General features: G+C 68.3%; 20 protein-coding genes. 9 read left to right on the forward strand and 11 right to left on the reverse strand.

Annotated elements, in window-relative coordinates; all coding sequences use genetic code 11:
* Position 1: 1 nt before the first annotated feature.
* The gene (locus tag ACGHX3_RS00730; RefSeq protein ID WP_394696038.1) at positions 2 to 3,400 is read left to right on the forward strand and encodes a hypothetical protein; all 3,399 of its coding nucleotides are present in this window, start codon (positions 2 to 4) and stop codon (positions 3,398 to 3,400) included.
* 64 nt (positions 3,401 to 3,464) lie between these two features.
* Here ACGHX3_RS00730 and ACGHX3_RS00735 read toward each other — a convergent pair whose 3' ends face one another.
* Positions 3,465 to 4,349 (reverse strand): hypothetical protein, encoded by an 885-nt coding sequence (locus ACGHX3_RS00735; protein WP_394696039.1) that lies wholly within the window; start codon positions 4,347 to 4,349, stop codon positions 3,465 to 3,467.
* Between the two features lie 108 nt (positions 4,350 to 4,457).
* On the opposite strand from ACGHX3_RS00735, the gene ACGHX3_RS00740 reads away from it, so the two are divergent.
* Positions 4,458 to 5,738, forward strand: a complete 1,281-nt coding sequence (locus ACGHX3_RS00740) for an acetyl-CoA C-acetyltransferase (RefSeq protein ID WP_394696040.1) — start codon at positions 4,458 to 4,460, stop codon at positions 5,736 to 5,738.
* A gap of 316 nt (positions 5,739 to 6,054) precedes the next feature.
* Here the strand turns inward: ACGHX3_RS00740 and ggt are convergent, their stop codons facing one another.
* The gene (gene ggt, locus ACGHX3_RS00745; protein WP_394696041.1) at positions 6,055 to 7,803 is read right to left on the reverse strand and encodes a gamma-glutamyltransferase; all 1,749 of its coding nucleotides are present in this window, start codon (positions 7,801 to 7,803) and stop codon (positions 6,055 to 6,057) included.
* Between the two features lie 170 nt (positions 7,804 to 7,973).
* Between ggt and ACGHX3_RS00750 the strand changes: the two genes are divergently transcribed.
* The gene (locus tag ACGHX3_RS00750) at positions 7,974 to 8,969 is read left to right on the forward strand and encodes a DUF4349 domain-containing protein (protein WP_394696042.1); all 996 of its coding nucleotides are present in this window, start codon (positions 7,974 to 7,976) and stop codon (positions 8,967 to 8,969) included.
* A 2-nt stretch (positions 8,970 to 8,971) separates the two neighbouring features.
* Here ACGHX3_RS00750 and ACGHX3_RS00755 read toward each other — a convergent pair whose 3' ends face one another.
* From ACGHX3_RS00755 to ACGHX3_RS00765, 3 genes are read right to left on the reverse strand one after another with little or no spacing between them, the layout of a single operon-like run.
* Positions 8,972 to 10,231 (reverse strand): heme biosynthesis HemY N-terminal domain-containing protein, encoded by a 1,260-nt coding sequence (locus ACGHX3_RS00755; RefSeq protein ID WP_394696043.1) that lies wholly within the window; start codon positions 10,229 to 10,231, stop codon positions 8,972 to 8,974.
* A complete protein-coding gene (locus tag ACGHX3_RS00760; RefSeq protein ID WP_394697208.1) occupies positions 10,228 to 11,253 on the reverse strand; it encodes a uroporphyrinogen-III C-methyltransferase in 1,026 nt (341 codons plus the stop codon). The genes ACGHX3_RS00755 and ACGHX3_RS00760 overlap by 4 nt, the downstream gene beginning before the upstream one ends.
* A gap of 47 nt (positions 11,254 to 11,300) precedes the next feature.
* Positions 11,301 to 12,071 carry a uroporphyrinogen-III synthase gene (locus ACGHX3_RS00765; protein WP_394696044.1) on the reverse strand — a complete coding sequence of 257 codons (771 nt, stop codon included), beginning with the start codon at positions 12,069 to 12,071 and terminating at the stop codon, positions 11,301 to 11,303.
* 16 nt (positions 12,072 to 12,087) lie between these two features.
* Here ACGHX3_RS00765 and ACGHX3_RS00770 point away from each other — a divergent pair, with 16 nt between their 5' ends.
* From ACGHX3_RS00770 to ACGHX3_RS00790, 5 genes are all read left to right on the forward strand, one after another.
* Positions 12,088 to 12,546 carry a YiiD C-terminal domain-containing protein gene (locus tag ACGHX3_RS00770; RefSeq protein ID WP_394696045.1) on the forward strand — a complete coding sequence of 153 codons (459 nt, stop codon included), beginning with the start codon at positions 12,088 to 12,090 and terminating at the stop codon, positions 12,544 to 12,546.
* A gap of 27 nt (positions 12,547 to 12,573) precedes the next feature.
* Positions 12,574 to 12,996, forward strand: a complete 423-nt coding sequence (locus ACGHX3_RS00775) for a hypothetical protein (RefSeq protein WP_162336029.1) — start codon at positions 12,574 to 12,576, stop codon at positions 12,994 to 12,996.
* 63 nt (positions 12,997 to 13,059) lie between these two features.
* Entirely contained in the window at positions 13,060 to 13,503 is a 444-nt protein-coding gene (locus ACGHX3_RS00780) for a rhodanese-like domain-containing protein (protein ID WP_162336028.1), read from the forward strand.
* 99 nt (positions 13,504 to 13,602) lie between these two features.
* Positions 13,603 to 14,121, forward strand: coding sequence for a protein-export chaperone SecB (gene secB / locus ACGHX3_RS00785; protein WP_213601938.1), 519 nt, complete (start codon positions 13,603 to 13,605; stop codon positions 14,119 to 14,121).
* Positions 14,122 to 14,173: 52 nt separating this feature from the next.
* Complete coding sequence (locus ACGHX3_RS00790) at positions 14,174 to 15,211, forward strand: NAD(P)H-dependent glycerol-3-phosphate dehydrogenase (RefSeq protein ID WP_394696046.1); 1,038 nt, start codon at positions 14,174 to 14,176, stop codon at positions 15,209 to 15,211.
* 151 nt (positions 15,212 to 15,362) lie between these two features.
* Here ACGHX3_RS00790 and ACGHX3_RS00795 read toward each other — a convergent pair whose 3' ends face one another.
* Positions 15,363 to 15,947 (reverse strand): Ax21 family protein, encoded by a 585-nt coding sequence (locus ACGHX3_RS00795; protein WP_394696047.1) that lies wholly within the window; start codon positions 15,945 to 15,947, stop codon positions 15,363 to 15,365.
* Positions 15,948 to 16,279: 332 nt separating this feature from the next.
* Here ACGHX3_RS00795 and ACGHX3_RS00800 point away from each other — a divergent pair, with 332 nt between their 5' ends.
* On the forward strand, positions 16,280 to 16,651 hold the full coding sequence (locus ACGHX3_RS00800; RefSeq protein WP_213601932.1) for a transposase: 372 nt from the start codon (positions 16,280 to 16,282) through the stop codon (positions 16,649 to 16,651).
* Positions 16,652 to 16,820: 169 nt separating this feature from the next.
* Here ACGHX3_RS00800 and ACGHX3_RS00805 read toward each other — a convergent pair whose 3' ends face one another.
* The 5 genes from ACGHX3_RS00805 to ACGHX3_RS00825 are packed head-to-tail and all read right to left on the reverse strand — an operon-like array spanning position 16,821 to position 22,337.
* Positions 16,821 to 18,077 carry a dicarboxylate/amino acid:cation symporter gene (locus tag ACGHX3_RS00805; RefSeq protein ID WP_394696048.1) on the reverse strand — a complete coding sequence of 419 codons (1,257 nt, stop codon included), beginning with the start codon at positions 18,075 to 18,077 and terminating at the stop codon, positions 16,821 to 16,823.
* Positions 18,074 to 18,865 (reverse strand): L,D-transpeptidase, encoded by a 792-nt coding sequence (locus ACGHX3_RS00810; protein ID WP_394696049.1) that lies wholly within the window; start codon positions 18,863 to 18,865, stop codon positions 18,074 to 18,076. The genes ACGHX3_RS00805 and ACGHX3_RS00810 overlap by 4 nt, the downstream gene beginning before the upstream one ends.
* Entirely contained in the window at positions 18,865 to 19,722 is an 858-nt protein-coding gene (locus ACGHX3_RS00815; RefSeq protein WP_213601927.1) for a MurR/RpiR family transcriptional regulator, read from the reverse strand. Before ACGHX3_RS00815 ends, ACGHX3_RS00810 begins: the two co-directional genes overlap by 1 nt.
* Positions 19,723 to 19,776: 54 nt before the next feature.
* A complete protein-coding gene (locus ACGHX3_RS00820) occupies positions 19,777 to 20,874 on the reverse strand; it encodes a dipeptide epimerase (protein ID WP_394696050.1) in 1,098 nt (365 codons plus the stop codon).
* The gene (locus ACGHX3_RS00825; RefSeq protein ID WP_394696051.1) at positions 20,871 to 22,337 is read right to left on the reverse strand and encodes an SH3 domain-containing protein; all 1,467 of its coding nucleotides are present in this window, start codon (positions 22,335 to 22,337) and stop codon (positions 20,871 to 20,873) included. The genes ACGHX3_RS00820 and ACGHX3_RS00825 overlap by 4 nt, the downstream gene beginning before the upstream one ends.
* Positions 22,338 to 22,501 lie beyond the last annotated feature (164 nt).

The raw sequence follows: 22,501 nt of genomic DNA on the forward strand, positions 1-22,501 counted from the left end.
CATGAACATGCAAGCCAATGGCCGCCGGCCCGCGCCAGCTGTTTCCCTTCTGAGCCTGGCCCTGCTGGGCGCGCTGTCGATGCCTGCGCTTGCGGCCGACAGCCCGTGCATCAATACCGCCGGCACGCCGACCGGGGCGACGACCAACCAGGGCAGCGAACACGGGACAGACAATTCCACCTGTTCTGTCGGCGCCAGCGCGTACGGCGAACGCAACAATGCCAGCGGACAGTTTTCGATGGCATTCGGCAACTACAACGTGGCGACCGGCTTCGAGGGCACGGCGTTCGGCAACGGAAATCTTGCCAGCGGCCAATGGGCCGGTGCGTTCGGTCTTTTCAACCAGGCGAGCGGGATGCGAAGCATTGCGTTCGGTTACGCCGGCATCGCATCGGGCGCGGCCAGCATCGTGCTGTCCGGCTGGTACGACAAGAACGGTGATGGCCTCTATGCGATGGACGAGACGTCGCACGCCACGGGGACATCGTCGGTCGCGCTGGGCGCGGGCGTGGTGGCATCGGCGGATTACGCCACTGCGGTGGGTGTAGGTAACCTGACAGGAGGCGAGCGCAGCAGCACCTTCGGCTTCGACAACAGCACGGTCGATGGCCAAAGCAACGCCATCGGCTACGGCAACCGGGCCTTGAACGGCGAGGGGTCGGCTCAGGCCTTCGGCAGGAACAACACCGCCACGGACGGCAATGCTTTTGGCTCCAGCAACAGCGCCAGCGTCGGCAATGCCTTCGGCAACCGCAACGTCGTGGACCTTCATGATTTCTTTGGCGAAGGCAATGCCTTCGGTAGCGACAACGTCGTGGTCGGAAGGGACGGGAATGCCTTCGGCACGGGCAATGAAGCCGGCGAGTTGGACAGTGCCTTCGGCCTCAGCAACGTGGCGGGAGGTACGGCGAGCAGTGCGTACGGGATGGACAATACCGCCACGGGTCAGGGGAGCAACGCCTTCGGCTATCAGAACAATGCGTCGGGGCGGGCCAGCAGCGCCTTCGGCAGTGGCAACACGGCCGGCGGACAGGAGAGCGGCGCATTCGGCTATGCCAACACCGCAGGCGGCGCCTTGAGCAATGCGATGGGTCATTCCAACACCACCAACGGATATGGCAGCAGCGCGCTGGGCAACCTCAACCTCACCAATGGCGGCAACAGCAACGCGCTCGGCTACGCCAACACCGCCAACCGTTTCGGCAGCAGCGCGCTGGGCGCACACAACCGCGCAGAGGGCCAGCAAAGTGCGGCACTGGGCAACTACGCCACCGCCTGGGGCAGTGGCAGCCTGGCGATCTCCACGTTCTTCCAGGGGGAAGGCATCCCGGAACCGAACGTGGACATCGACGGCGATGGCGCCCTGGATGCCTATTCCAACGGTGCGATTGCCAGCGGCGAGGCATCGCTGGCCGTGGGTACGGGGGTTCGCACCACGGGCAATTACAGCAGCGCCTTCGGCTACCAGTCGCAGGCGCTGAACATCGGCAGCACCGCGATCGGCTATCAGGCCGTCGCCGACCGCGACTACGCCGTGGCCGTGGGTTCGAGCACCGCGCAACGCCAGATCATCCACCTCGCCGCCGGCACACAGTTGACTGACGCGGTGAACCTGGGCCAGTTGAACGCGGCCATCGCGGGCGTCAGTGGTGGCGGCACGCCTGTGCGCTTCTTCAGCGTCAATTCGACCGATGCGACGGCTGGCAACTACAACAACGATGGCGCGACCGGGGCCGGCGCCAGTGCCGTGGGCATCGGCAGCAGCGCGAGTGGCGCCGGGAGCAGCGCCGTCGGTTTCTACAACTCGGCCACGGGGGCGGACGGCAGCGCCGTCGGCAGCGGCAATTTCGCCATGGCGGCGGGCAGCAGTGCGATGGGTTGGGGCAATTACGCCGCCGAAGCCCGAAGCAGTGCATTCGGCTACAGCAGCGTGGCCAGCGGCGTTTCCAGCAGTGCCTTTGGCTACCGCGCGCAGGCGCTCAATATCGGTAGCACAGCCATCGGCTATCAGGCGGTCGCGGACCGTGACTACGCGGTCGCCGTGGGGTCGAGCACCGCGCAACGCCAGATCATCCACTTGGCCAACGGTACCGAGGACTACGATGCGGTGAACGTGAGCCAGCTGCGCTCGCTGGCGGACTGGTTCGGGGGTGGCGCCGGCTTCAATGGTGGCGTGTTCACGGCACCCAGCTTCGTCATCCAGGGCACGAGCTACAGCACTGTCGGCGCGGCGTTCAGCGCCGTGGACAGTCGGCTGACCGCGCTGGGCAGCGGTGGTGGCGGCGCGCAAGGGCCGGCGGGTGCCAGTGCCTACCAGGTGGCAGTGAACAACGGCTTCGTCGGGACGGAGTCGCAATGGCTGGCCTCGCTGGCGGGTCCGCAAGGTCCTGCCGGTCCGACGGGACCGACCGGTCCTGCGGGTCCCGGCGGCGGCGACGGCCACTTCGTCAGCATCAACTCCGACGACAGCAGCGCGCTCAACTACAACAACGATGGCGCCACCGGCACCGACGCGATGGCGCTGGGCGTCGGCAACACCGCGAGTGGCAACCAGAGCACCGCCGTCGGCATCCTCAACACGGCCAGCGGCGACTGGAGCGGCGCGTACGGGGCGGTCAACGTGGCGAGCGGCACGTTCGCGCACGCCTTCGGCATCAACAACGAGGCGACCGGCGTGTCGAGCATGGCGTTCGGCGACGACAACACGGCCAGCGGTGGCGGCAGCATCGTGATGGGGCGCTACAACACGGCATCGGGCGGGAATGCGAGTGCGATGGGCTCCAACAACACCGCCAGCGGCGAGCAGAGCAGCGCGGTCGGGTTCGGCAATACCGCCAGCGGCGACCAGAGTTCCGCCTTCGGTTACCAGTCGCGGGCGCTGGGGACGGGCAGCACTGCGATCGGCCACGGCGCCGTGGCCGACCGCGACTACACGGTGTCGGTCGGCAGCGCGGGCAACGAACGCCAGGTGACCAACGTGGCCGACGGCACCGAAGCCACCGATGCGGTCAACGTGCGCCAGATGCGGGAGACGGCCACCGATACGCTCACCGAAGCCAATGCCTACACCGACCGTCGCATCACCGAGATCGCGCTGGGCGGCTGGAACGACGACTTCAGTGCGCTGCGGACCGAAATGGACGTGCGCCTGGCCAAGACCGACCGTCGCATCGACCGGATCGGCGCCATGGGCGCGGCGATGACGCACATGGCGGTCAACGCAGCCAACGGCACTTCGGAGAAGGGGCGCCTGGCGGTCGGCGTGGGGGCGCAGGGAGGCGAGGGCGCGGTGTCGATCGGTTACGGCAAGCGGGTCGGTGCCCGTGCTTCGTTCTCGCTGGGCGCGAGCTTCAGCAGCGGCGAGTCCACGGTGGGCGGCGGCTTCGGCATCGATCTGTAAAGGCGGTCGCATGGGCGCGGCACGGTGGGGGTTCCACCTGCCGCGCCCGGGCAGGGCGGCCGGCTTACCGCGCCAGTTCGGTGCGGGGATCGGCCGCCGAAGGGCAATGCGCGAACGTCACCGGAACACCATGCGCTTCCAGCACGGCGGCGATCTGCTGCTGGCGGGCCTGGAAATGCTGGTAGGCGCGCTCCAGGCGCTCGTCGGTCGCGTCCTGCGAGGCGTAGCGCGCGCGCCAGGCGGCCGGTTCGAACAGGGCGATGTGCACCTCGCCGCCGGCGTAGCGCAGCAGCGGCTCCGGCGGTGCATCCAGCCAGTATTCCTCGGCCGGCGCCATCAGCGCCGTCTCGATGACCGGCCACAACGGGCCGAGGCCGCCGTGGTCGTACTGCATCGCCGTCATCGCCGCGAGATCGTGCAGGGTCATGTAGCGCGCGTGTTCGATCTGCGCGCCGAACGCGGTCTGCGCCAGCAATGCGGTATCGGCCTGGGCCATGCCGGTTTCCAGCAGCACGCTCTCCAGCCGTTCGCCGACCGCTTCAACCGTGTGGTCATCGCCGCTGAGCAGGAACGGCACCACCCGCAGCAGGCCGCCCCGCAGGCCGTCGTCCGCTTGCAACGGCATCGGGATGTCACCGGTGTCGTCGGCGCCGAACGCGATCAGGCGTGCGCCTTCGCCACGTCCCGGCGCGCGCTGGTGCAGCTCGCGCAGCCGCTGATGCAGCGACCAGCCGGGCCGGAGCGCTTCTGCCGGGTCGAAATGCGCCGCGGCCAGGACGAGATCCAGGTCACGGACCTGCGGCGCATGCGTGGCGAGGTCGCGCCCCAGCTTCTCCGCCAGAGCGCTCGCTTCGGTCGCGGACAGCGCCGCGCGCTGGGGCGCGTGGCCGGCGGCCAGTTCCAGGGCCATCACGCCCATGACGACGGGGCCGGTTGGGGATCGAGTCATGTCAGCGGTTGGAGGCGGTGGAGGGGCGCATTACACTCCCCCATTATGCCTGCCGTACGCAGGCGCATCTTCACCCACCCCACCATCGCCATCCGCACCGAGGTCCCCATGCCCGCTCCCCGTCCCGTCGCCATCCTCGGCGGCGTCCGCATTCCGTTCTGCCGCCAGAACACGGCCTACGCGGATGTGGGGAACCTGGGCATGTCGGTGCGCACGCTGGGCGCGCTGGTCGAGCGCTTCGGCCTGCACGGCCAGCAGCTGGGCGAAGTGGCGATGGGCGCGGTGATCAAGCACTCGTCCGACTGGAACCTGGGTCGCGAAGCCGCGCTGTCGTCCGGCCTGTCGCCGCTGACGCCGGGCATCACGCTGCAGCGCGCCTGCGGCACCAGCCTCGACACCATCATCCACATCGGCAACAAGATCGCGCTGGGCCAGATCGAGTCCGGCATCGGCGGTGGTTCCGACACGACGTCCGAAGTGCCGATCGTCTACGGCAAGAAGCTGCGCGCGCGCCTGCTGGCCGCCAACCGCGCCAAGACCACACAGGACAAGCTGAAGGCGCTGGTCAGTGGCTTCAGGTTCGGCGAACTGAAGCCCGAGTTCCCCGGTGTGGCCGAGCCGCGCACTGGCAAGAGCATGGGCGAGCACTGCGAGGACATGGCGAAGGAGTGGAGCATCTCGCGCGACTCGCAGGACGAGCTGGCGGTGGCGTCGCACAAGAAGCTGGCCGCCGCCTACGAGCGCGGTTTCTTCGACGACCTGATCGCCCCGTTCCGTGGGCTGGAACGCGACAACATCCTGCGCCCGGACACCTCGCTGGAGAAGCTGGCGACGCTGAAGCCGGCCTTCGACAAGACCTCCGGCCGCGGCACGCTGACTGCCGCCAATTCCACCCCGCTGACCGACGGCGCCGCCGCGGTGCTGCTGGCCAGCGACGAATGGGCGAAGGCGCACGGCCACGAGCCGCTGGCCTACCTGAAGGATGCGCAGGTCTCCGCCGTCGATTTCGTGCATGGCGAAGGCCTGCTGATGGCGCCGACCGTGGCTGTGCCGGAAATGCTCAAGCGCCATGGCCTGACGCTGCAGGATTTCGACATCTACGAGATCCACGAAGCCTTCGCCGCGCAGGTGCTGTGCACGCTGCGCGCGTGGGAGAGCGAAGACTACTGCCGCAATCGCCTGGGCCTGGATGCGCCGCTCGGCAGGATCGATCCGGCAAAGATGAATCCCAACGGCTCCTCGCTGGCGACCGGCCATCCGTTCGCCGCCACCGGTGCGCGCATCGTCGCCACCGTGGCTAAGGAACTGAAGCAGCGCGGCGGCGGTCGCGCGCTGGTGTCCATCTGCACCGCCGGCGGCATGGGCGTGGTGGCGATCATCGAGCGGTAGACGGTAATGGAAGCTGATCTCAATGACGTCATTTGCACGTACTTGGGAGCCGGGCCGAGCGGCGGATACAACCCCATCGGCTCTGGCGAGACACGCCTGATTGCAACCTACGGCCCTCGTGGAGAGGCACTGGCAACTACCATCGAAAAGTATCTCTCTTCACTTGATCACCCCCCAGCGGCGTGGATAAGCAGCGATCTAGCCGCCGAGCAAGCACACTACGAGGCAAGACTGCGCGCTACTTTTCCAGAGCTGAGTGTTCGCGCGGCCAACGCACTGGCGTGCCGCTGGTCGTTTTCGTGGAGATAGCCTCGCGTCAACGCTCGCTTTGGTCCTGCACCTGCGCACTCCCCACACCATGCCGGTGGCCCTCGCTCACCGCGGTCACCGTGCCATCCGCATTGAACACCAGCGCGTTCGCGGCACCGATCTCTTCCGCTTGATCCGACCAACGCTGCCCGAGATGCGCCAGGGCTTTCGCCTGTGCGCTGTCGGCGAATCCGGGTTCGATATCGGTCACTTCGCCATTGCGCTGCGACAGCCGCGGCGCATCGATGGCCTGGTCCATCGGCATGCCGAGATCGATGTAGTTGACGATGGTCTGCAGTACGGTGGTGATGATGGTGGAGCCACCCGGACTGCCGATCGAGAATGCAGGCTTGCCATCCTTCAGTGCGATCGTCGGCGCCATGCTGCTGCGCGGGCGCTTGCCGGGTTCGGGAATATTCGGGTGCGGCGGAGTGAAATCGAAGTCGGTCAGCTCGTTGTTGAGCAGGAAGCCGTAACCCGGCACCACCATGCCGCTGCCACCCCAGTCCTCGATGGTGAAGGTGTAGGCGACCACGTTGCCATGCTTGTCGGACACGGTGAGGTGCGTGGTGTGCGCGCTTTCCGCCTGCAGCGCGCGCGGCGACGGCCGCAGTGGCTGGCTGGGATCCTGCTGGAACGGATAGGGATCGCCCGCGGTCACGGGGCCTGATGCGGCGCGCGACGTGTCGATCAGCGAACGGCGCTGTGCGGCGTAGTCCTTGCTCAGGAGGCCCGCGACCGGCGCATCGACGAACTCGGGGTCTGCCAGGTAGGCGTCGCGGTCGGCGAACGCGAGCCGGCTGGCTTCAAGATAGAGATGTTCGACCTGCGCGCGCGGCAGCGACGCCAGGTCGTAGCCCTCCAGGAGGTTCAAGGCTTCGAACACGGCAACGCCACCGCTGCTAGGCAACGGCATGCCATACAGGTCATAACCACGGTAAGTCGAATGCACCGGCAGGCGCAGGCGCGCCTCGTAGTTGGCCAGGTCCGCCAGCGTCATGCGGCTGCCGCGCACCGACACACCGGCCGCGGTCGGTGGCTGGTTGACCGTGTCGATGATGGCGCGCGCGAGCGGCCCTTCGTAGAACGCATCCGCTCCGTCGCGTGCCAGCAGGCGATACGTGCGTGCGAGATCGGGATTGCGCAGCCGGGTGCCGGCGGGGATCGCCTTGCCGTTCCGCAGATACAGCGACGCTGTCGCCGGGAAGCGGGTGAACTTGCGTTCGTTCCGTTCCACCAGGTGCGAGAAGTTGGCATCGACCGTAAAACCTTCGTCCGCGACCTTGATCGCCGGCGCCAGCACCTGTCCCAGCGACATCGTGCCGTAGCGCCGCAGCGCTTCGTCCCAGCCGCGCACCGTGCCGGGCACGCCGACGGAAAGCCCGCTGGCGACGGCCGTGTCGAATTCCATCTCCTTGCCGTCTTCGATGAAGAGGGTCGGCGTGGTGGCGGCCGGCGCCATCTCGCGATGATCGATCGTGATCACGCGCTGCTCCTTCGCCAGATAGACCACCATGAAGCCGCCGCCGCCGATACCGCAGCTGAAAGGGTCGGTCACGCCGAGCGTGGCCGCGGCCGCCACCGTGGCATCCACGGCATTGCCGCCCTGGTCCAGGATCGTCATCGCGGATTGCGTCGCCTGCTCGCTGATCGTCGCAGCGGCGCCTCCGGTTCCCCTCGCCACCGGCGTCTTGGCGTGTACGGCGGTGCCGGCCAGCAGGACGAGGAGCAGCGAGGCGCGCAGGAGTCGGGTCATCGTCGGTCACCGAAGGCAGGCGACGGGATTGTCACACGCAGGCGGCCGGCTGCCACTGCCTATCGCGGCCTGCCGCGGCCATGGAATGATGCCGGCCAACCCCGATGGGCCGCCGCAGGCGTTGGACGTCTGGCCGGCCTGTCGGCCATCACGTCCCGTTCGGAGTCTCCATGCGCATGCCAAGGATGTATCGCGTTGCCCCCGTCTTGATGCTCTCACTGCTGGCGCTCTCGTGCAGCAAGCACGAAGTGGCGCCCGCCGATGCCGATATGGCGGCAGCCTCTGCGCCGGCGATGGAGGAAATGGCGGCCGATGCTGCTGCGGCGGCCGCCCCGCAGAAGAATCTCGAAGCGCCTGCGCCGCAGGCGCCCGGCGTTGCGGCGTCGCAGTTGGCCTCCGACGTGCTGGCCCAGACCGACCCGCAGCGCCGCTTCATCCGCACCGCCGCCGCCGAGTTCCAGGTCAAGGATGTGTACCGCACTGCCTTGGCGATCGAGGACGAGGTGGCGAAGCAGGGGGGGTTCGTCGTCGACAACGACATCCAGGCGCAGGTGCAGCGCGTGGAGAGCCGGCCGATCGGCAACGGCATGCGGCGGGAACTGGCCGAATACCGGCTGCAGGGCGAACTGACGGTGCGCGTGCCGAGCGAGCGCACGCAGGGCTTCCTGCGCGCCATCGCCTCGCAGATGGAATTCCTGGACCGCCGCAACTTCAGCGCGCGCGACGCGCAGTTCGACCTGCTGCGGCAGCAGCTGGCGCGGCAACGCGCGCAGGACCAGCAGCAGGAACTCGGCGACGCCGTGCAGGCGGGGGGCAAGCTGGGCGACAAGGCCGATGCCATCCAGGCGCGCGGCGAAGCCCGCAGCAGCCGTGACGAGGCGCTGATCGCGCAGAAGGAATTCGAGGATCGCGTGGCCTTCAGCACCATCACGCTGTCGCTGCGCCAGGACGTGCAGGTACGAAGCCGCGAGCGCGTCGATGTGGATGCCGTGTTCCGCGCCAACGGTCCTGGCTTCCTCAGCCAGCTGGGCGATGCGCTGGCGGTGGGCTGGCGCGTCTGCCTGCAGACGATCGTCGGTCTGGCCGCGCTGTGGCCGGCGTGGCTGGTCCTGCTGGCTGGCGCGATCGGATGGCGGCGCTGGCGCAAAAAGCCGACCGCCGGCTGACGTCAATCCTTGAGGCGCGGCAGGCCGTGCGCGTCGCGTTCCTCGACGACGGCGGCGTCATGGATTTCCTGCCGCATGTCGCGCACCGGCAGCTTCGCCGGCACGTCGCCGCGTGCGACCTTCACTGCATTGGCATGGCACTGCTGCGCCGATGAAGTGTCGCCGGCTTCATTGAAGCCGGTCGCCAGTTCTTCCCAGGCTTCGGCGCCTGCACCCTGTGCGATGGCGCGATGCAGAAACTCCTGCGCCGCCGTCCACTGGCCCTGCTGGCGCGCGAGCCGTCCCAGCGTCACCAGCAACGCTGGACTCGCCGGATGCGAGTGCAGCCAGTGCTGCGCGCTGGCGCGGCGCGAGTCCAGCTTGCCCACGGGCAGGCGGCCGTACAGCGCCACCAGGCCCTCGTCCCAACGCGCTTCCAGCGCCTGTTCGATGCTGCGCGTGGCCGCGTCTTCCCAGCGCAGCGCGGCGGCGCGCTCGGCATAGGCGGCCACGACCGGCGGCTGCAGGCGCAGGGGTTTGGTCAACGTTTCCCAGCGCTCCGCCAGCACGTTGGGGTCGGCGGCTTCATGCAACGACTGCGCGGCCAGGCGGAGTTCCAGCGCATCGAAGACGGGAGGCGCCAATGCCTGTTGCTGCTTGAGCGCACCCAGCAGACCGTACGCCTCGCCTGCCCGTGCAGCGCCGGCGAGGGCCTCGGCACGCAGCGACAGGCCACGTGGCGGCAGTGGCTGTACCTCGGTGGCATCCAGCAAGACCAGCGCCTCCTGCGGGCGGCCGGCATCGAGCGCGATCTGCGCGGCGGTGATCGCATGCGCCTGTGCGGAACGCGCGCGCAACGCGGCGAGGTGGTGCTGGATGGCGGACTCGTCGCCGCGCGCCCGTGCCGCGCGCACGGCAGCGGTGCACGCGATGGTGCCGACTTCGTCGTCGGCGGCGGCGCGCTCCAGCAGTTTCTCCGCCTTCTGCCAGTGGCCCGCGTGCAGGGCTTCCAGGCCGTCGATGAGGCGCGCGCGCGCCTGCTTGCGGCGATGCCGGCCCCACGCGCGGAACGGCAGCGTCAGCAGGCGCCACAACAACCAGGCCACGGCACCGATCAGCAACAGCGAAAGCAGTGCACGCGGTACGTTGGTGTGCACGTCGTAGCCGCCGAAACGGATGAAGACCTCGCCCAGGTCGCGGTCGGTACCCGCCATCCATTGTGCGGCCAGCACGCCGGCGAGCAGCAGCAACAGCAACACCACGACGGTGCGGAACGGCTTCATGGCGAGACCTCCGGTGTTGCCACGGGTGGCGTCGGCTGCAGGCGCAGGCCCGCGTTGCGCAACATGCGAAGTTGCTGGAGCGTGCTGCCCAGTTCGGTGGGCTGCGGCGGCGCCGACGTCGTCTGCAAGGTGCGCAATTGCGCGTGAACTCCGCGTCGCTCCGGTGAATCGGGCCACACCCTGGGCAGCCATGCGTCGATGCGCTGCAAGGCGGCGTGCCAGGCGGCATCGTCGCTGCGTTCCAGCGCGGCACGCGCCAGGCTGACCTCGACCTGCAGCGCCGCATCGGCCGCGGCGCGTTCTTCCGGTGCGATCAGGGTGGTATCGCGGGTCGGACGGACATCGACCAGCGGCGACAACCAGCGTTGCCAGGCGGGTCGCGAGGGCGTGGCTGCGGTCGTCGTCCGGTCACGCGGCAGGCGGGGCAGTGCGGCCGCGATGGCGTCCAGCCGCTTCAGCCCGTCCGCCCGCGGGCCGTCGCCGAGCGCATCCAGCGCGCTGCGCTCCTGCGCCAATGCCTGTTTCAGGTTGAGCAGGCGATGGTCGTCAATGCCGTCGAGTGCGCCGGCGGCCAACGCGTACGCGCGGCGTGCGCCCGCGAGGTCATGCGCGATGTCCAGGCGTTGCGCGGCCTGCGAGAGCAGCAGTTCCACTTCGTCCAGCCGCAGCGCCTGCGCGCCATGGCGGGTGGGATCGGTGAGCTTGGCGACGCTTTCCTCGAGCAACGCGCCACGCTGGCCGAGGCCGAGGACTTCGTCGCGCAGCACGCGGTTGGTGGCGGCGGCATCGAGCAGCCGCTGCGCCTGCGCGCGCTGGTCGCGACGCAGCGCGTCGGTGCGCGATTCCAGCGCGTCGAGGCGCTGTTCCGCCGCCGACTGTGCGGTCTGTTCCTGCGCACGCTGGGCCTGCCACCATGCCCAGCCACGCCAGGCACCCAGGGCGAGGGCGAGCAGCACCAGCACCGCCACGATCAGCCGTGTACGGGCGCCGGAGCGGGGCGTATCGGAGGGCAGGTCGTCGATCACAGGCGTCCTTGGCGGCAGGGAAAACGTGACGGGTGCCGCAGATGCTACCGGATGCTGCCATGACGGAAGGTGCACGCCGCCTTCACCAGCTGCCCGGGGCGCGGCCCGTCGGCGAGGACGACGCGAGCGAAGCCGGCGTCCCGCGCGGCGTCCGCCAGTCGTTCGCTGGCGGCCACGGCAGGTAGCGCCGTGAAGCGTCCGGTGAGGCTATCGGGCAGCTGCGCCAGCACCTGCTGCAGGGCGGCACCGCTGCTGAGCAGCAGGCAGGCGGGCGCACTCAGGCGGTCGAATGCCGCCAGTGCACGTGCGCCCAACGGTACGGACTCCCGCCGGTACACGTCGGCACGTCGCACCTCGGCGCCGCGCGCCTCCAGCGTGGGGACCAGCAGGTTGCGCCCGTCCGGTGCGGTGACGAAGCCGAGCGGGGTGCCGCGGAGCTCCGTCAGCCCGGGCAGCGCCAGCAGGCCCTCGCTGTCCATCCGGTCCGGGAACGCAACGCGGCCGATGCCGGCGCGGCGCAGGGCCGCCGCGGTGCCGCTGCCCACCGCCAGCCATGCCTGTCCGGGGCCGGAGCGGAGCGGGTGCAGTGCGTGTGCGGCGGCGACGGCGGCCGGACTGGTGAACACGACGACGGGGCAGGCGAGCGCGGCGCGCAGGGATTCGCGCGTGGCGTCGTCGTCGCATCGGGCGATGCGCCACGGCGACAGCGCCAGCAGTCCCGCGCCCTGGCGGCGGGCGGCACGTCGCAGCGCATCGTGGCCACCCTGGGGCCGCAGCGAGATGACGTACCATGCCGGCGGCGTTGGATGTCCCATGCGCGGATTATGAGTGATGAGCCCGGAAGAAGCCCTGCAGGAACTGCGTGACTACTGCCGCGGCATGCCGCCGGTGGCGGCGATGCGCGTGGACGTGGAGGGTCTCCATGGCGATGCCCTGCGGCTGACCGCGCCGCTGTCGGCCAACGTCAACGACAAGGGCAATGCCTTCGGTGGCAGCCTGACCTCGCTGATGACCGTGGCCGGCTGGGGCCTGGTGACGCTGAAGCTGCGGTTGGCGGGCCTCAAGGCGGAGGTCTACGTCGCCGACAGCCAGATCCGCTATCTCGCGCCCCTGTACGGCGACCTGATCGCCGACGCGAGCTTCGCCGACGGCCAGTCGCCGGACACCTTCATCGATACGCTCGTGCAACGGGGCCGGGCGCGGATCCAGGTGGATGCCTGCGTGCGACTGCCTGAAGGCGGCATGGCCACCACGCTGAGCGGGCGCTTCGTCGCCATCGCGAAGCGGTAGCATGCGGGCCATGACCGGGGGGATGCCATGCGGATGATCGGGAAATTGCTGTTGGCGACGGGCCTGCTGCTCATGCTCGCCACGGCCGCTGCGCAGAGCCGCATGCAGCGCGGCAAGCTGCAGCCCATGCAGGATGCCTATGCCGCGGCGATCCGCTGGGGCGATTTCGAAACCGCCTGGCAGCTCGTCGATCCCGCGTACAAGGCGGAGCATCCGATGACCGAACTGGAGTTCGAGCGCTACCAGCAGGTGCAGATCTCCGGCTACCGCGACCTGTCGTCCAGCGGCGGTCCGGACGGGACGGTCGAGCGGGCCATCGAGCTGCGCGTCATCAACAAGCACACCATGGCCGAGCGCACGATGCGCTACCGCGAGCGCTGGCGCTGGGACCCCGAGGCCAAGCGCTGGTGGCTGGTCGTGGGCCTGCCGGACCTCTGGAACGGGGAATAGCCGTCAGGCGCCCGGGCGGCCTCATGTGCGACAATCGCCGCCCGCTCGAAGATCGCCAACCCCGTGAATTTCGAAGAAATCCTGGCTTTCGCCACCCGTTCTCCGTTCAACCAGATGCTGTCGCTGGCCCTCGTAGGCCTGACGGTCGCCATCGTCTATACCGAGATTTCGCGCCTGTTCCGCGGTTACAAGACCCTGCGTCCGGCCGAGCTGACCCAACTGGTCAACAGCGAAAACGCCCTGGTGGTGGACCTGTCGGCGAGCAACGACTTCGAGAAGGGTCACATCGCAGGCAGCCGCAACGTGCTGCCGAGCAACTTCGACCCCGAGAACAAGCTGCTGGCCGGGGCCAAGTCCCAGCCCGTGGTGCTGGTCTGCCGCACCGGACAGGCGTCCGGTGGCGCCGCCAAGCGGCTGAAGAAGGCCGGTTTCGAGAAGGTCTACTCGCTCGAGGGTGGCATCGCCGCCTGGCAGCAGGCCGATCTGCCGCTGGTCAAGGGCCGCTGATTCCCCGGTGGCCGCGGACCCGCCCTTGAAGCGGGCCGCGCGTGTCGCCATGAGATAGTTTCCATTCACCGCTGCAATCCAGATTCCGGAGTCAAAGAAATGTCCGACGAGATCACCAACGGCGCGGTCGCGCCCACCGCCGAAGCCGCTGGCCCCGCTTTCACTGTCGAGAAGATCTACGTCAAGGACGTTTCCTTCGAAGCCCCCGGCGCACCGGCCGTGTTCGCCGAGAACGTGCAGCCGGAGCTGCAGCTCAACCTCAACCAGCGCGTCCAGCGCCTGGGCGAGAACGCCTTCGAAGTCGTGCTCGGCGTGACCCTGACCTGCAAGGCCGGCGACAAGACCGCCTATGTGGCGGAAGTGCAGCAGGCCGGCATCTTCGGCCTGATCGGCCTCGAGCCGCAGGCCGTCGACGTGCTGCTCGGCACCCAGTGCCCGAACATCCTGTTCCCGTACGTGCGCCAGCTCGTCAGCGATCTGGTGCAGGCCGGCGGCTTCCCGCCGTTCTTCCTGCAGCCGATCAACTTCGAGGCGCTGTACGCCGAATCGCTGCGCCAGCGCGCCGCGCAGGGCGGCGACGCCAGCCTGGCCAACTCGGAACCGGCCGGCAACGCCTGATCGCCCGTGCACGGTCCCGTCAGCGCGGCGATGCCGCACACAGGGGTGACGGATGTCTGACCTGAAATCCGCCGACGTGCTGAAGATCGCGGTGCTCGGCGCAGGATCGTGGGGTACCGCCCTGGCTGCGCTGATGGCGCGGCACGGGCACCAAGTGACGCTGTGGGGTCGCGACCCGGTGGTCGCGGCCGCCATCGACGGCCAGCACGAGAACACCCGCTACCTGCCCGGCATCCCGTTGCCGGACACCTTGCGTGCCACCACCGACCTGGCCACGTCGCTCGTCGATGCGGACCAGGTGCTGGTGGTCGTACCGTCGCACGCGTTCACCGAGACCCTCCGCAAGCTGGCGCCGCTGCGTCCGGCCAAGGCGGGCGTGGCGTGGGCGACCAAGGGATTCGAGACGGGGTCTGGCCGCTTCCTGCATGAAGTCGCCGAAGAGGTCCTCGGTCCCGACTTGCCGATCGCCGTTGTCACCGGTCCCTCGTTCGCCAAGGAAGTCGCGCTGGGCCTCCCCACCGCGGTCACCGTGCACGGCGCCGATGCGGACTTCGCGCAGGCGGTGGCCGACGTGATGCACGGCCCGGCCTTCCGCGCCTACACTGGCGACGACATGGTAGGTGCCGAACTCGGCGGTGCGATGAAGAATGTGCTCGCCGTGGCGACCGGCGTATCCGATGGCATGCAGCTCGGCCTCAACGCCCGCGCCGGCCTGATCACGCGCGGCCTCAACGAGATGCTGCGCCTGTCCGCCGCCATCGGCGCCAAGCCGGAAACGCTGATGGGCCTGGCCGGCCTCGGCGACCTGGTCCTGACCTGCACGGGCGACCTGTCGCGCAACCGTCGCCTGGGCCTCGCGCTCGGTCGCGGCCAGTCGCTGCAGGACGCCGTGCGCGAGATCGGCCAAGTGGTGGAGTCGGTGCAGACCGCCGACGAAGTCATGCGCCAGGCGGATCGCCACGGCATCGACCTGCCGATCTCCAGCGCGGTGCGTGCCGTGCTGCACGGCGACCTGACTCCGCGCGATGGACTTCAGCAGTTGCTCGCGCGCGAACAGAAGCCGGAGTATCCGGAGACGCTGTTCAAGTAAGCCGCTTCGGCGTGCGATGAGACAAGCCCGGCGACGCCGGGCTTTTTTCGGGGACCTGATCCTGCACAAAGAAAAGCCCGGCCGTGGAGGCCGGGCTTTGGGGTGCGACGCGGGGAGAGAGGGGGACGCGTCGCGGGAACGCGGTTGTGGATTACCAGCTGAAACGCGGGCCGACGAACCACTGGGTGTCGCCGTCGGCAAACTTCACGTCGGCCGAGGCGCTCCAGTTCGGGGTGAACTTCACCTGCGCGCCGAGGCGGCCGTAGAAATCACCGTCGTAGTCGCTGCCACCATCCTCGTAGCCGGCCAGCGCGTAGCCGTTGAGACGGTTGGTCAGCGCGCTGTTGACGCCCACTTCGACGCTGTAGCCGTCGGCGCTGATGCTGGGGATGCGGGTGCTGCCGATGTTGAAACCGTCGGTGCGCGCCTTCTCGTAGGCCACACGGGTCAACAGGTCGACGCGCTGCGACAGCTCATGGTTGTAACCCAGGCCGACGCGCCACTGGTCGAAATCGACGTTGACGTTGTCGATTTCCTGCGTGCTGTAGTCGGCGAAGACATGGAAGTTCGGGTGAAGCGCGACCGATCCCTTCAGCGCCCAGCCATCGGCATCGGGGCCATCGATGTTCGTCGCGGTGTAGCCACCTTCGACATAGTTGTAGGAAACGCCTTCCGCAGCGGAAGCAGCGAAGGGAGCGGCAGCCAGCAGGGTGAGGGCAAGCAAGGACTTCTTCATGGGGCGTGTTTCTCTCTTTTTGTTGTGTGTCCGTCGCTTCGACGAGTGACGGTGGACGCAGTATCCGCGTCAGCTCACAACACCTCCTGAATATCAAACTGACCAGTACATAAATTTGACGGCTGGTGCGGGAACTTTGCGACTTGCGTGCGATGACGCCTGTGGGCGTGTTGCGGCATGTCCGCTTCCAAGGGTTCAGCGCGAAAAGAGAAGACGAGCGGAAGGATTTCGCAGCGCAGTGAAACGCGCAGTTCTTTTTTCGGAGCGCCAGGAGGCAAGCGATGAGGGAAGAGTGGGATGGGAGCCGGGGGACGATCGCCGGGGATGTCGGGATGGACGATTCGGTCGCCACACTGCAGTTGGACGAGGCGCGCTGGAGCGCTGTCGTGGCGACGTTGCCACCCCTCGTCCGCGCGCGCGCGTGCAATGGCGTCAGGACACGCGCATTCCTTGAGGCGGTGCTGTGGATCGCCATGACGCGACAGCCCTGGGGACGCCTTCCGAAGGCATGGGGACCTTGGCACAGCGTCTATGTCAGGTTCACGCGCTGGGCGCAAAGCGGGCTGTGGGACGAGGTGATCGCGTCATTGCACGCGCATGCCGACGTGGCCGATCCACTGCGACGGCTTGTCAGTGACTACCAGCTCTCACGCCATCCGGCATCCATCGCGCGTCGCGCAGGGCCGCGATTCACTCCCTTCTGAAGGACCGCTGCATCCAGACGGGTAGTCGTGTCACGCCCACCGTCTGATGCAGTGATGGGGTACAACGCTCCCCTCTCTGGATCTGATGGCGCTGGCTGGGTCGGTGCGTTCAAGGCCGTTGAACGGGTGCAGCACGCTGCCTGGGAGCAGTCGTCGAGTCGCTGCGCGCTCAGCCATCATCGCCATCCCTGGCGTCGGGCGACTGGCGCGCGACGATGCTGGTGGCGGTCAGGTCGCCGGTGACGTTGCCGGTGGTGGCGAATACGTCGGGGATGGTGTCCACCGCAAGCAGAAGACCCAGTGGTTCGATCGGCAGGCCCATCGATTGCGTCACCGGCATGACCGTCGCCATGAAGCTCACCTGCCCCGGCAGGCCGATGGAGCCGAGACTGATCACCACGGCGAGCGCAGCGCCAGCGGCGAGCGTCACGGCGTTGACCTCGATGCCGTAGGCCCAGGCGACGAAGCATGCCGCGACGATGTACTGGATCGGGCTGGTGATGCGGAACAGCGTGACGGCCATCGGCAGCACCAGGGCGGCGACGGCACGCGGATGGCCCAGACGGAAGCGGGCGCTCTCCACCATCGCCGGTAGCGACGCCAGTGAAGACTGTGTGCTGGCGGCCACGACCTGGGCAGGCAGGATCGCCTTGGCGAAGGCGAGCGGCGATTGGCGCGCGAATACGGCCACCAGCGCGTAACAGATCAGGGTCGCGCCCAGATACATGCCGCATTGGAGCGCGATGTAGCCTGCCAACGCGCCGATCACGCCGATGCCGGCCTGCGCGCAGACGGCGAGCACCAGCGCGAACACGCCGATCGGCGCGGCCAGCAACATCCAGCGCACGATCACGATCATGGTGTCCGCAATGCCGTGGCAGAAGCCGATGACCTGCGCGCGGCGGTCCTCCTGCACGCGGGTGAGGGCGAACCCGAAGAAAAGCGCGAACACGACCACCGGCAGCATCGCGCCTTGTGCTGCGGCCATGATGGCGTTGCTGGGCACGATGGAACCGATCCAGTCGGCGAGCGCCGGCGCGCCGGTCGCTCCGGCGGGCGGCAGCGTGCCGTGCAGCGTGGCGGTCAGGGCTTCGCTGGGCGGCACCATCGCGAGCACCAGCGGTGCGACGATGGCGGCGTAGGCGGCGAACAGCGACAGCAGGGAGATGAACACCACCATCGCCCGCCGCGCGACACGGCCGGACGCGGCGGCATCGCTGGCGGTGGCGACACCGAGGATCACCAGCGACAGCACCAGCGGGACCACCGTCATCTGCAAGCCGCTGAGCCACAGCTTGCCGAGCGGTTGCGCGATGGCCACCGCCGTGGCGGCGCTGGTCGGCGACCAGTGCGCCAGCGACAAGCCGACGATCGCGCCGGCCCCAAGCCCGAGGAGAACGCGCGCGGTGGCGCCCGGCCACCTCATCGCGCCGCCTCCGGCAACTGCCAGTCATGGACGAGGCGGGCGTACTCGGCGCGGGGCAGCAGCACGAAGACCGGGCGCGCATCGGGACGCAGCCAGGCCAGGACGCTGTCCATCGTCTCGGATGCCATCGCCGTGCACCCGGCGGTAGGTTCGCCCGGCGTGCGCCACAGGTGCGCGAAGATGCAGCTGCCGGCGCGTGGTGTGGCCTTCGGGTTGTGGCCGATCACCAGACCTTCGCGGTAACGGATGTCACCCTGGTTGTGCAGGTCCAGTCGCATAGGCTCGGTCGAACCTTTCGCAGCAGCCTCGCCTTCCGTGCGCGTATCGATGATGCGGTTGTACAGCGGCGAATCCGGAACATCGATGCAGTAGCTGGTGGCCTGCATGGCGCGATAGGGCATGGCGGTGTCGGCCTTGGCTGCATAGCCGAACGCCTCGCCCAGCGTGAACACCCCCGCCGGCGCGCGGCCGTCCCCTTCCTGCTTCTGCGGTCCCTGCGCCTGCGCGGGATGCAGGCCCAGGCCCCACGCCGCGCCGTTCCGTCCGACGGCGATCGGGGCCGCTGCGGCGACCGCCTGCCAGCGTCCGTCGCGAACCTCGAAGCGTTGCAGCGTGCCGGTCGTCGCATCCCAGCCATCGGTTACCACCAGCACCAGTTGGCGCGCATCGCGCCAGGACGATGAGGCAGGTGCCGACGCGTCGGCTGCCATCGCATGGGCGGTGCCGGTGAGCAGGACAGCGGCCAAGGCGAGTGACCGGGAGAGGTACGGCAACGACGGTAGGGACATCACGACTCCAGCAGGTGATGGATGCGTTCGAGATTGATGGCGAGCTGGCGGTTGCGGTCCGGATTGGACTGGCACAGCAGCACGAAGACGAAATCCAGCAGCGACTGCAACGACGAGCGGTACAGCAGTTGCTCCACATGCGGCGCCGGATCGTGCGCCGAGATCACCAGCGCCGCGTCCGCATGCGCGCGCAGCGGGTTGGCAGTGTGGCGCGTGATCGAAATGACCTTGCCCTCGCAGGCCTGGAACTGGCGGCTGACCTGCGACAACTCGGGCAGCTTGCCGAACTCGGAGAACATCAGCAGCACATCGCCCGGGCGCGCCGCCGACAGGTTGGCCATCATCAGGATGGGGTCGGCGTGGTGCACCGTCAGCAGGCCCAGCAGCGACAGCCGCATGGCGAACTCGCGCGCGAACAGGCCATCGTCGCCCAGCCCACAGACGAACACCTTGCCGGCGTGGTCGATCAGTTCCACGATCGGCTCGATGTTCGTGCGCGGGTTGAGGCTGCGGGTTTCCTCCTCGGCCGCCATCTTGCTGCGGCGAAGGCTGTCCTGCAGCTGCCCATAGGCATCCACGGCATCGTCCTGCGCGGCGTCCGGCGGCAACGCCTGGCCGTTGCCGTTGCGGGCGATGGCTTCGCCGATGGTGTACTTGAGGTCCGGGTAGCCCTTGAAGCCGAACTTCTGCGCGAACTTCACCACGCTCGACTGGCTGATGCCCAGCGCGCTGGCCAGCTGCTGCGAGGAGTAGTCGCGCAACAGGTGCGCGTTGTCGAGGATGAAGTCGGCGATGCGGCGCTCGATGGCCGACATCTGGTCGCGTTCGGAGCGGATCTTCACCAGGGACGTTGTCATGGCGCGAGTGTGATGGCGGAGGACGGTGCTGACAACGGGCCATCGCCACCGGGCTCAGCCCGGCAGCATCTCCAGGCCGCGGATCTCGCGGATACCCAGGCCGGGCGCCTCGGTAATGGTGATTTCCGACTCGTTGAAGATCACCCCGCCTTCGACCGGGTTGAACTGGCCCAGCGACGGGCCATCCAGGTCCACCTTGGTGATGACGTTGGCCTTCGCCGCGGCCACGTGCACGGCGGCCGCCACGCTGATGCTGGTCTCGATCATGCAGCCAATCATGCACTCGACGCCGTACAGCGAGGCGATATCGGCGATGCGGATGGCGTTGGAAATACCGCCGGTCTTCATCAGCTTGATGTTGATGATGTCGGCCGCGCGCATCTTGATCAGGTCGATGACTTCGGTGGGGCCGAACACACTCTCGTCCGCCATCACCGGCGTATGCACGCGGTCGGTGACGTACTTCAGGCCGTCCAGGTCGCGCGCCTTGACCGGCTGCTCGAGCAATTCCAGCACCACGCCGGCGTCTTCAAGGTGCTGCATGGCGAACACCGCCTGCTTGGCGGTCCAGCCCTGGTTGGCGTCCAGACGCAGCAGTGCACGGCCTTCGACGGCGGAATAGATCGCCTTGACGCGCTCGATGTCCAGGCCGATGTCCTTGCCGACCTTGATCTTCAACGATTCGAAGCCGCGCTCCACCGCGCTGATCGAATCCGCGACCATCTTGTCGATGTAGTCCACGCTGATGGTGATGTCGGTGGTGATGACGGGGTCGCCGCCGCCGAGCATCTTGTACAGCGGTGCGTCGTATAGCTGCGCCCACAGGTCGTACACCGCGATCTCGACCGCCGCTTTGGCGCTGGTGTTGCGCTCGAGTGTCGTCTGGATGAGATCGGTGATGTGGTTGAGGTTGGCGACGTCCTGGCCGATCAGCCGCGGCCGGATGAACTTGCCGATGGCCTCGATGATCGAGCCGTGCGTGTCGCCGGTGATCACCGCCGTGGCCGGCGCTTCGCCGTAACCGACGTGGCCGGTATCGGTCTTCACGATCACCACGATGTCTTCCACCGTGTCGACGGTGCGCAGCGCGGTCTTGAACGGTGTCTTCAGCGGCACGCGCAGCATGCCGAAGGTGATGTCGGTGATCTTCATGGAGCCCCTTGGGGACGGACGCGCTGGATGGCGGTGATGCGGTCGACGGTGGGCTGGTCGCTGTTGAACAGCAAGGGTTCCAGCGGCGTGACGGCGACCGAGTTGAGGGTGGTGCGGACGACGTTGCCGTCGGCCCCGCGGTAGGTGATGCCGGTGGTGTCGTGGATGGTGTAGGTGGTGCCGTTGTCGTGGCCGATCACCATCATGACGTGGCCTGGGATGTAGACCAGGTCGCCGACCTGCAGCGTACGCAACACGGCCAGGCGTTTTTCGTGGCTGTCGCCGGCGTCGAAGCCGATGCGCTCCAGCGCCGGGCTGACGGCCTGCGCGCTGGTATTGCGCGGCAGCACGATGCCCATGCTCTGGTAGACCTCCGACACGAAGCCGCTGCAATCGCGGCTGTCGTAGCTGTGGCCCCAGCCGTAGCGCTCGCCGAGGAACTTGAAGCTCTGGCGGAGCAGGTTGGCGGAGGTGTAAGGCAGGTAGTCCGGTGCGACGTCGGCGGTCCGCGGCAGCAGTGCCGGCAGCAGCGCGAGCGTTCCGTCGTCACGACGTACCGGCAACTGGATGACGTGCGAGGTATACGGATGCTGCCCGTTCACCGGCTTGTTCGCGGGCCAGTCGGCCAGCACCGGGACACGGACACCCATGTCCAGCTGCAGCGCGGACAGGCCGGGCTCCTCCGGGTTGTAGACCGTGCGCGCGGTGGCGCCGGTCACCACCAGGGCGGACGCGCCCGTGCCGTAGCCGAACACCGTCTCGCGGGGGCCTTCGCCGACGAACCGCTTCTCGATCCACGCGGCGTACCGCGGGCTCACCACGAAGTACCAGTCGCCGTCGGCGCTGGTGTGCGCGATCACCACCGGCGTGCCCGGGAACAGCGCGCTCTCCTGGAAGCGGTCGATGTCGGTGTCCCCCCGGCTGCTGAAGACGCGCTGGCGGGTCGGGAAGGTGCGCAGGTCGGCGCGGTGCACGACCAGGCCGTAGCGTGCGGCGGTGTTCGCGGCGACCGCGTCGACGGCGGCATTGGCGGCGATGGCCGCCAGCTGCGGCTTCGTGACTTCCCCGCCCTGATCGTCGTAGAGGGTGCGGGTCGGCGGAGCGGACAGCGGATCCAGCCAGCCGCGGACCTGCGCGCGGGTGAGGGCGGCGGGCAGGTCGTGCAGTACATGGACATGCCGGTCGTCCTTCCGCATGCGGTCGTTCTGTGCTGCCACACCGGCGCCGTCCAGCAGCAGCCGGTCCGGCTGGGCGAGGCGGCGGATCCAGTCGTCCGCCTGGAGGTGCCGGTCCTGCACGCCGATGACGGCATGGGCGGGAACGGGCAGCGGGTCGCGCGCCAGGGCGGGCAGGCACGCGGCCAACAGGCCGAGCAGGGCGAGGGCTTTCAGGGGCCCGTCCGGTCCAGCGAACCCAGCCCTGGCTGGCCGGCCCAAGGGCCGGTACGGCATCGATGCATTCATCCACTCCCCTCCGTCAGACCCATCCCTCCGGCCACCATGACGCCATGCCGGGGACCGTTTCCACAAGAATATTTATTTCTTCCGCTATAAAAATCAAGAATAAATTATTGACCCTTCCGTTCATGTTACACAGCCGTGACCAGTCGGCGTGGGGATGTACGACG

The organism is Pseudoxanthomonas japonensis (assembly GCF_043632995.1).
Classification (GTDB): domain Bacteria; phylum Pseudomonadota; class Gammaproteobacteria; order Xanthomonadales; family Xanthomonadaceae; genus Pseudoxanthomonas_A; species Pseudoxanthomonas_A japonensis.

Coding starts and splice junctions, on each gene's coding strand:
- ACGHX3_RS00730 (WP_394696038.1), top strand. CDS start 2: ATGAACATGCAAGCCAATGGCCGCCGGCCCGCGCCAGCTGTTTCCCTT.
- ACGHX3_RS00735 (WP_394696039.1), bottom strand. CDS start 4,349: ATGACTCGATCCCCAACCGGCCCCGTCGTCATGGGCGTGATGGCCCTG.
- ACGHX3_RS00740 (WP_394696040.1), top strand. CDS start 4,458: ATGCCCGCTCCCCGTCCCGTCGCCATCCTCGGCGGCGTCCGCATTCCG.
- ggt (WP_394696041.1), bottom strand. CDS start 7,803: ATGACCCGACTCCTGCGCGCCTCGCTGCTCCTCGTCCTGCTGGCCGGC.
- ACGHX3_RS00750 (WP_394696042.1), top strand. CDS start 7,974: ATGCGCATGCCAAGGATGTATCGCGTTGCCCCCGTCTTGATGCTCTCA.
- ACGHX3_RS00755 (WP_394696043.1), bottom strand. CDS start 10,231: ATGAAGCCGTTCCGCACCGTCGTGGTGTTGCTGTTGCTGCTGCTCGCC.
- ACGHX3_RS00765 (WP_394696044.1), bottom strand. CDS start 12,071: ATGGGACATCCAACGCCGCCGGCATGGTACGTCATCTCGCTGCGGCCC.
- ACGHX3_RS00770 (WP_394696045.1), top strand. CDS start 12,088: ATGAGCCCGGAAGAAGCCCTGCAGGAACTGCGTGACTACTGCCGCGGC.
- ACGHX3_RS00775 (WP_162336029.1), top strand. CDS start 12,574: ATGCGGATGATCGGGAAATTGCTGTTGGCGACGGGCCTGCTGCTCATG.
- secB (WP_213601938.1), top strand. CDS start 13,603: ATGTCCGACGAGATCACCAACGGCGCGGTCGCGCCCACCGCCGAAGCC.
- ACGHX3_RS00790 (WP_394696046.1), top strand. CDS start 14,174: ATGTCTGACCTGAAATCCGCCGACGTGCTGAAGATCGCGGTGCTCGGC.
- ACGHX3_RS00795 (WP_394696047.1), bottom strand. CDS start 15,947: ATGAAGAAGTCCTTGCTTGCCCTCACCCTGCTGGCTGCCGCTCCCTTC.
- ACGHX3_RS00800 (WP_213601932.1), top strand. CDS start 16,280: ATGGACGATTCGGTCGCCACACTGCAGTTGGACGAGGCGCGCTGGAGC.
- ACGHX3_RS00805 (WP_394696048.1), bottom strand. CDS start 18,077: ATGAGGTGGCCGGGCGCCACCGCGCGCGTTCTCCTCGGGCTTGGGGCC.
- ACGHX3_RS00810 (WP_394696049.1), bottom strand. CDS start 18,865: ATGTCCCTACCGTCGTTGCCGTACCTCTCCCGGTCACTCGCCTTGGCC.
- ACGHX3_RS00815 (WP_213601927.1), bottom strand. CDS start 19,722: ATGACAACGTCCCTGGTGAAGATCCGCTCCGAACGCGACCAGATGTCG.
- ACGHX3_RS00820 (WP_394696050.1), bottom strand. CDS start 20,874: ATGAAGATCACCGACATCACCTTCGGCATGCTGCGCGTGCCGCTGAAG.
- ACGHX3_RS00825 (WP_394696051.1), bottom strand. CDS start 22,337: ATGAATGCATCGATGCCGTACCGGCCCTTGGGCCGGCCAGCCAGGGCT.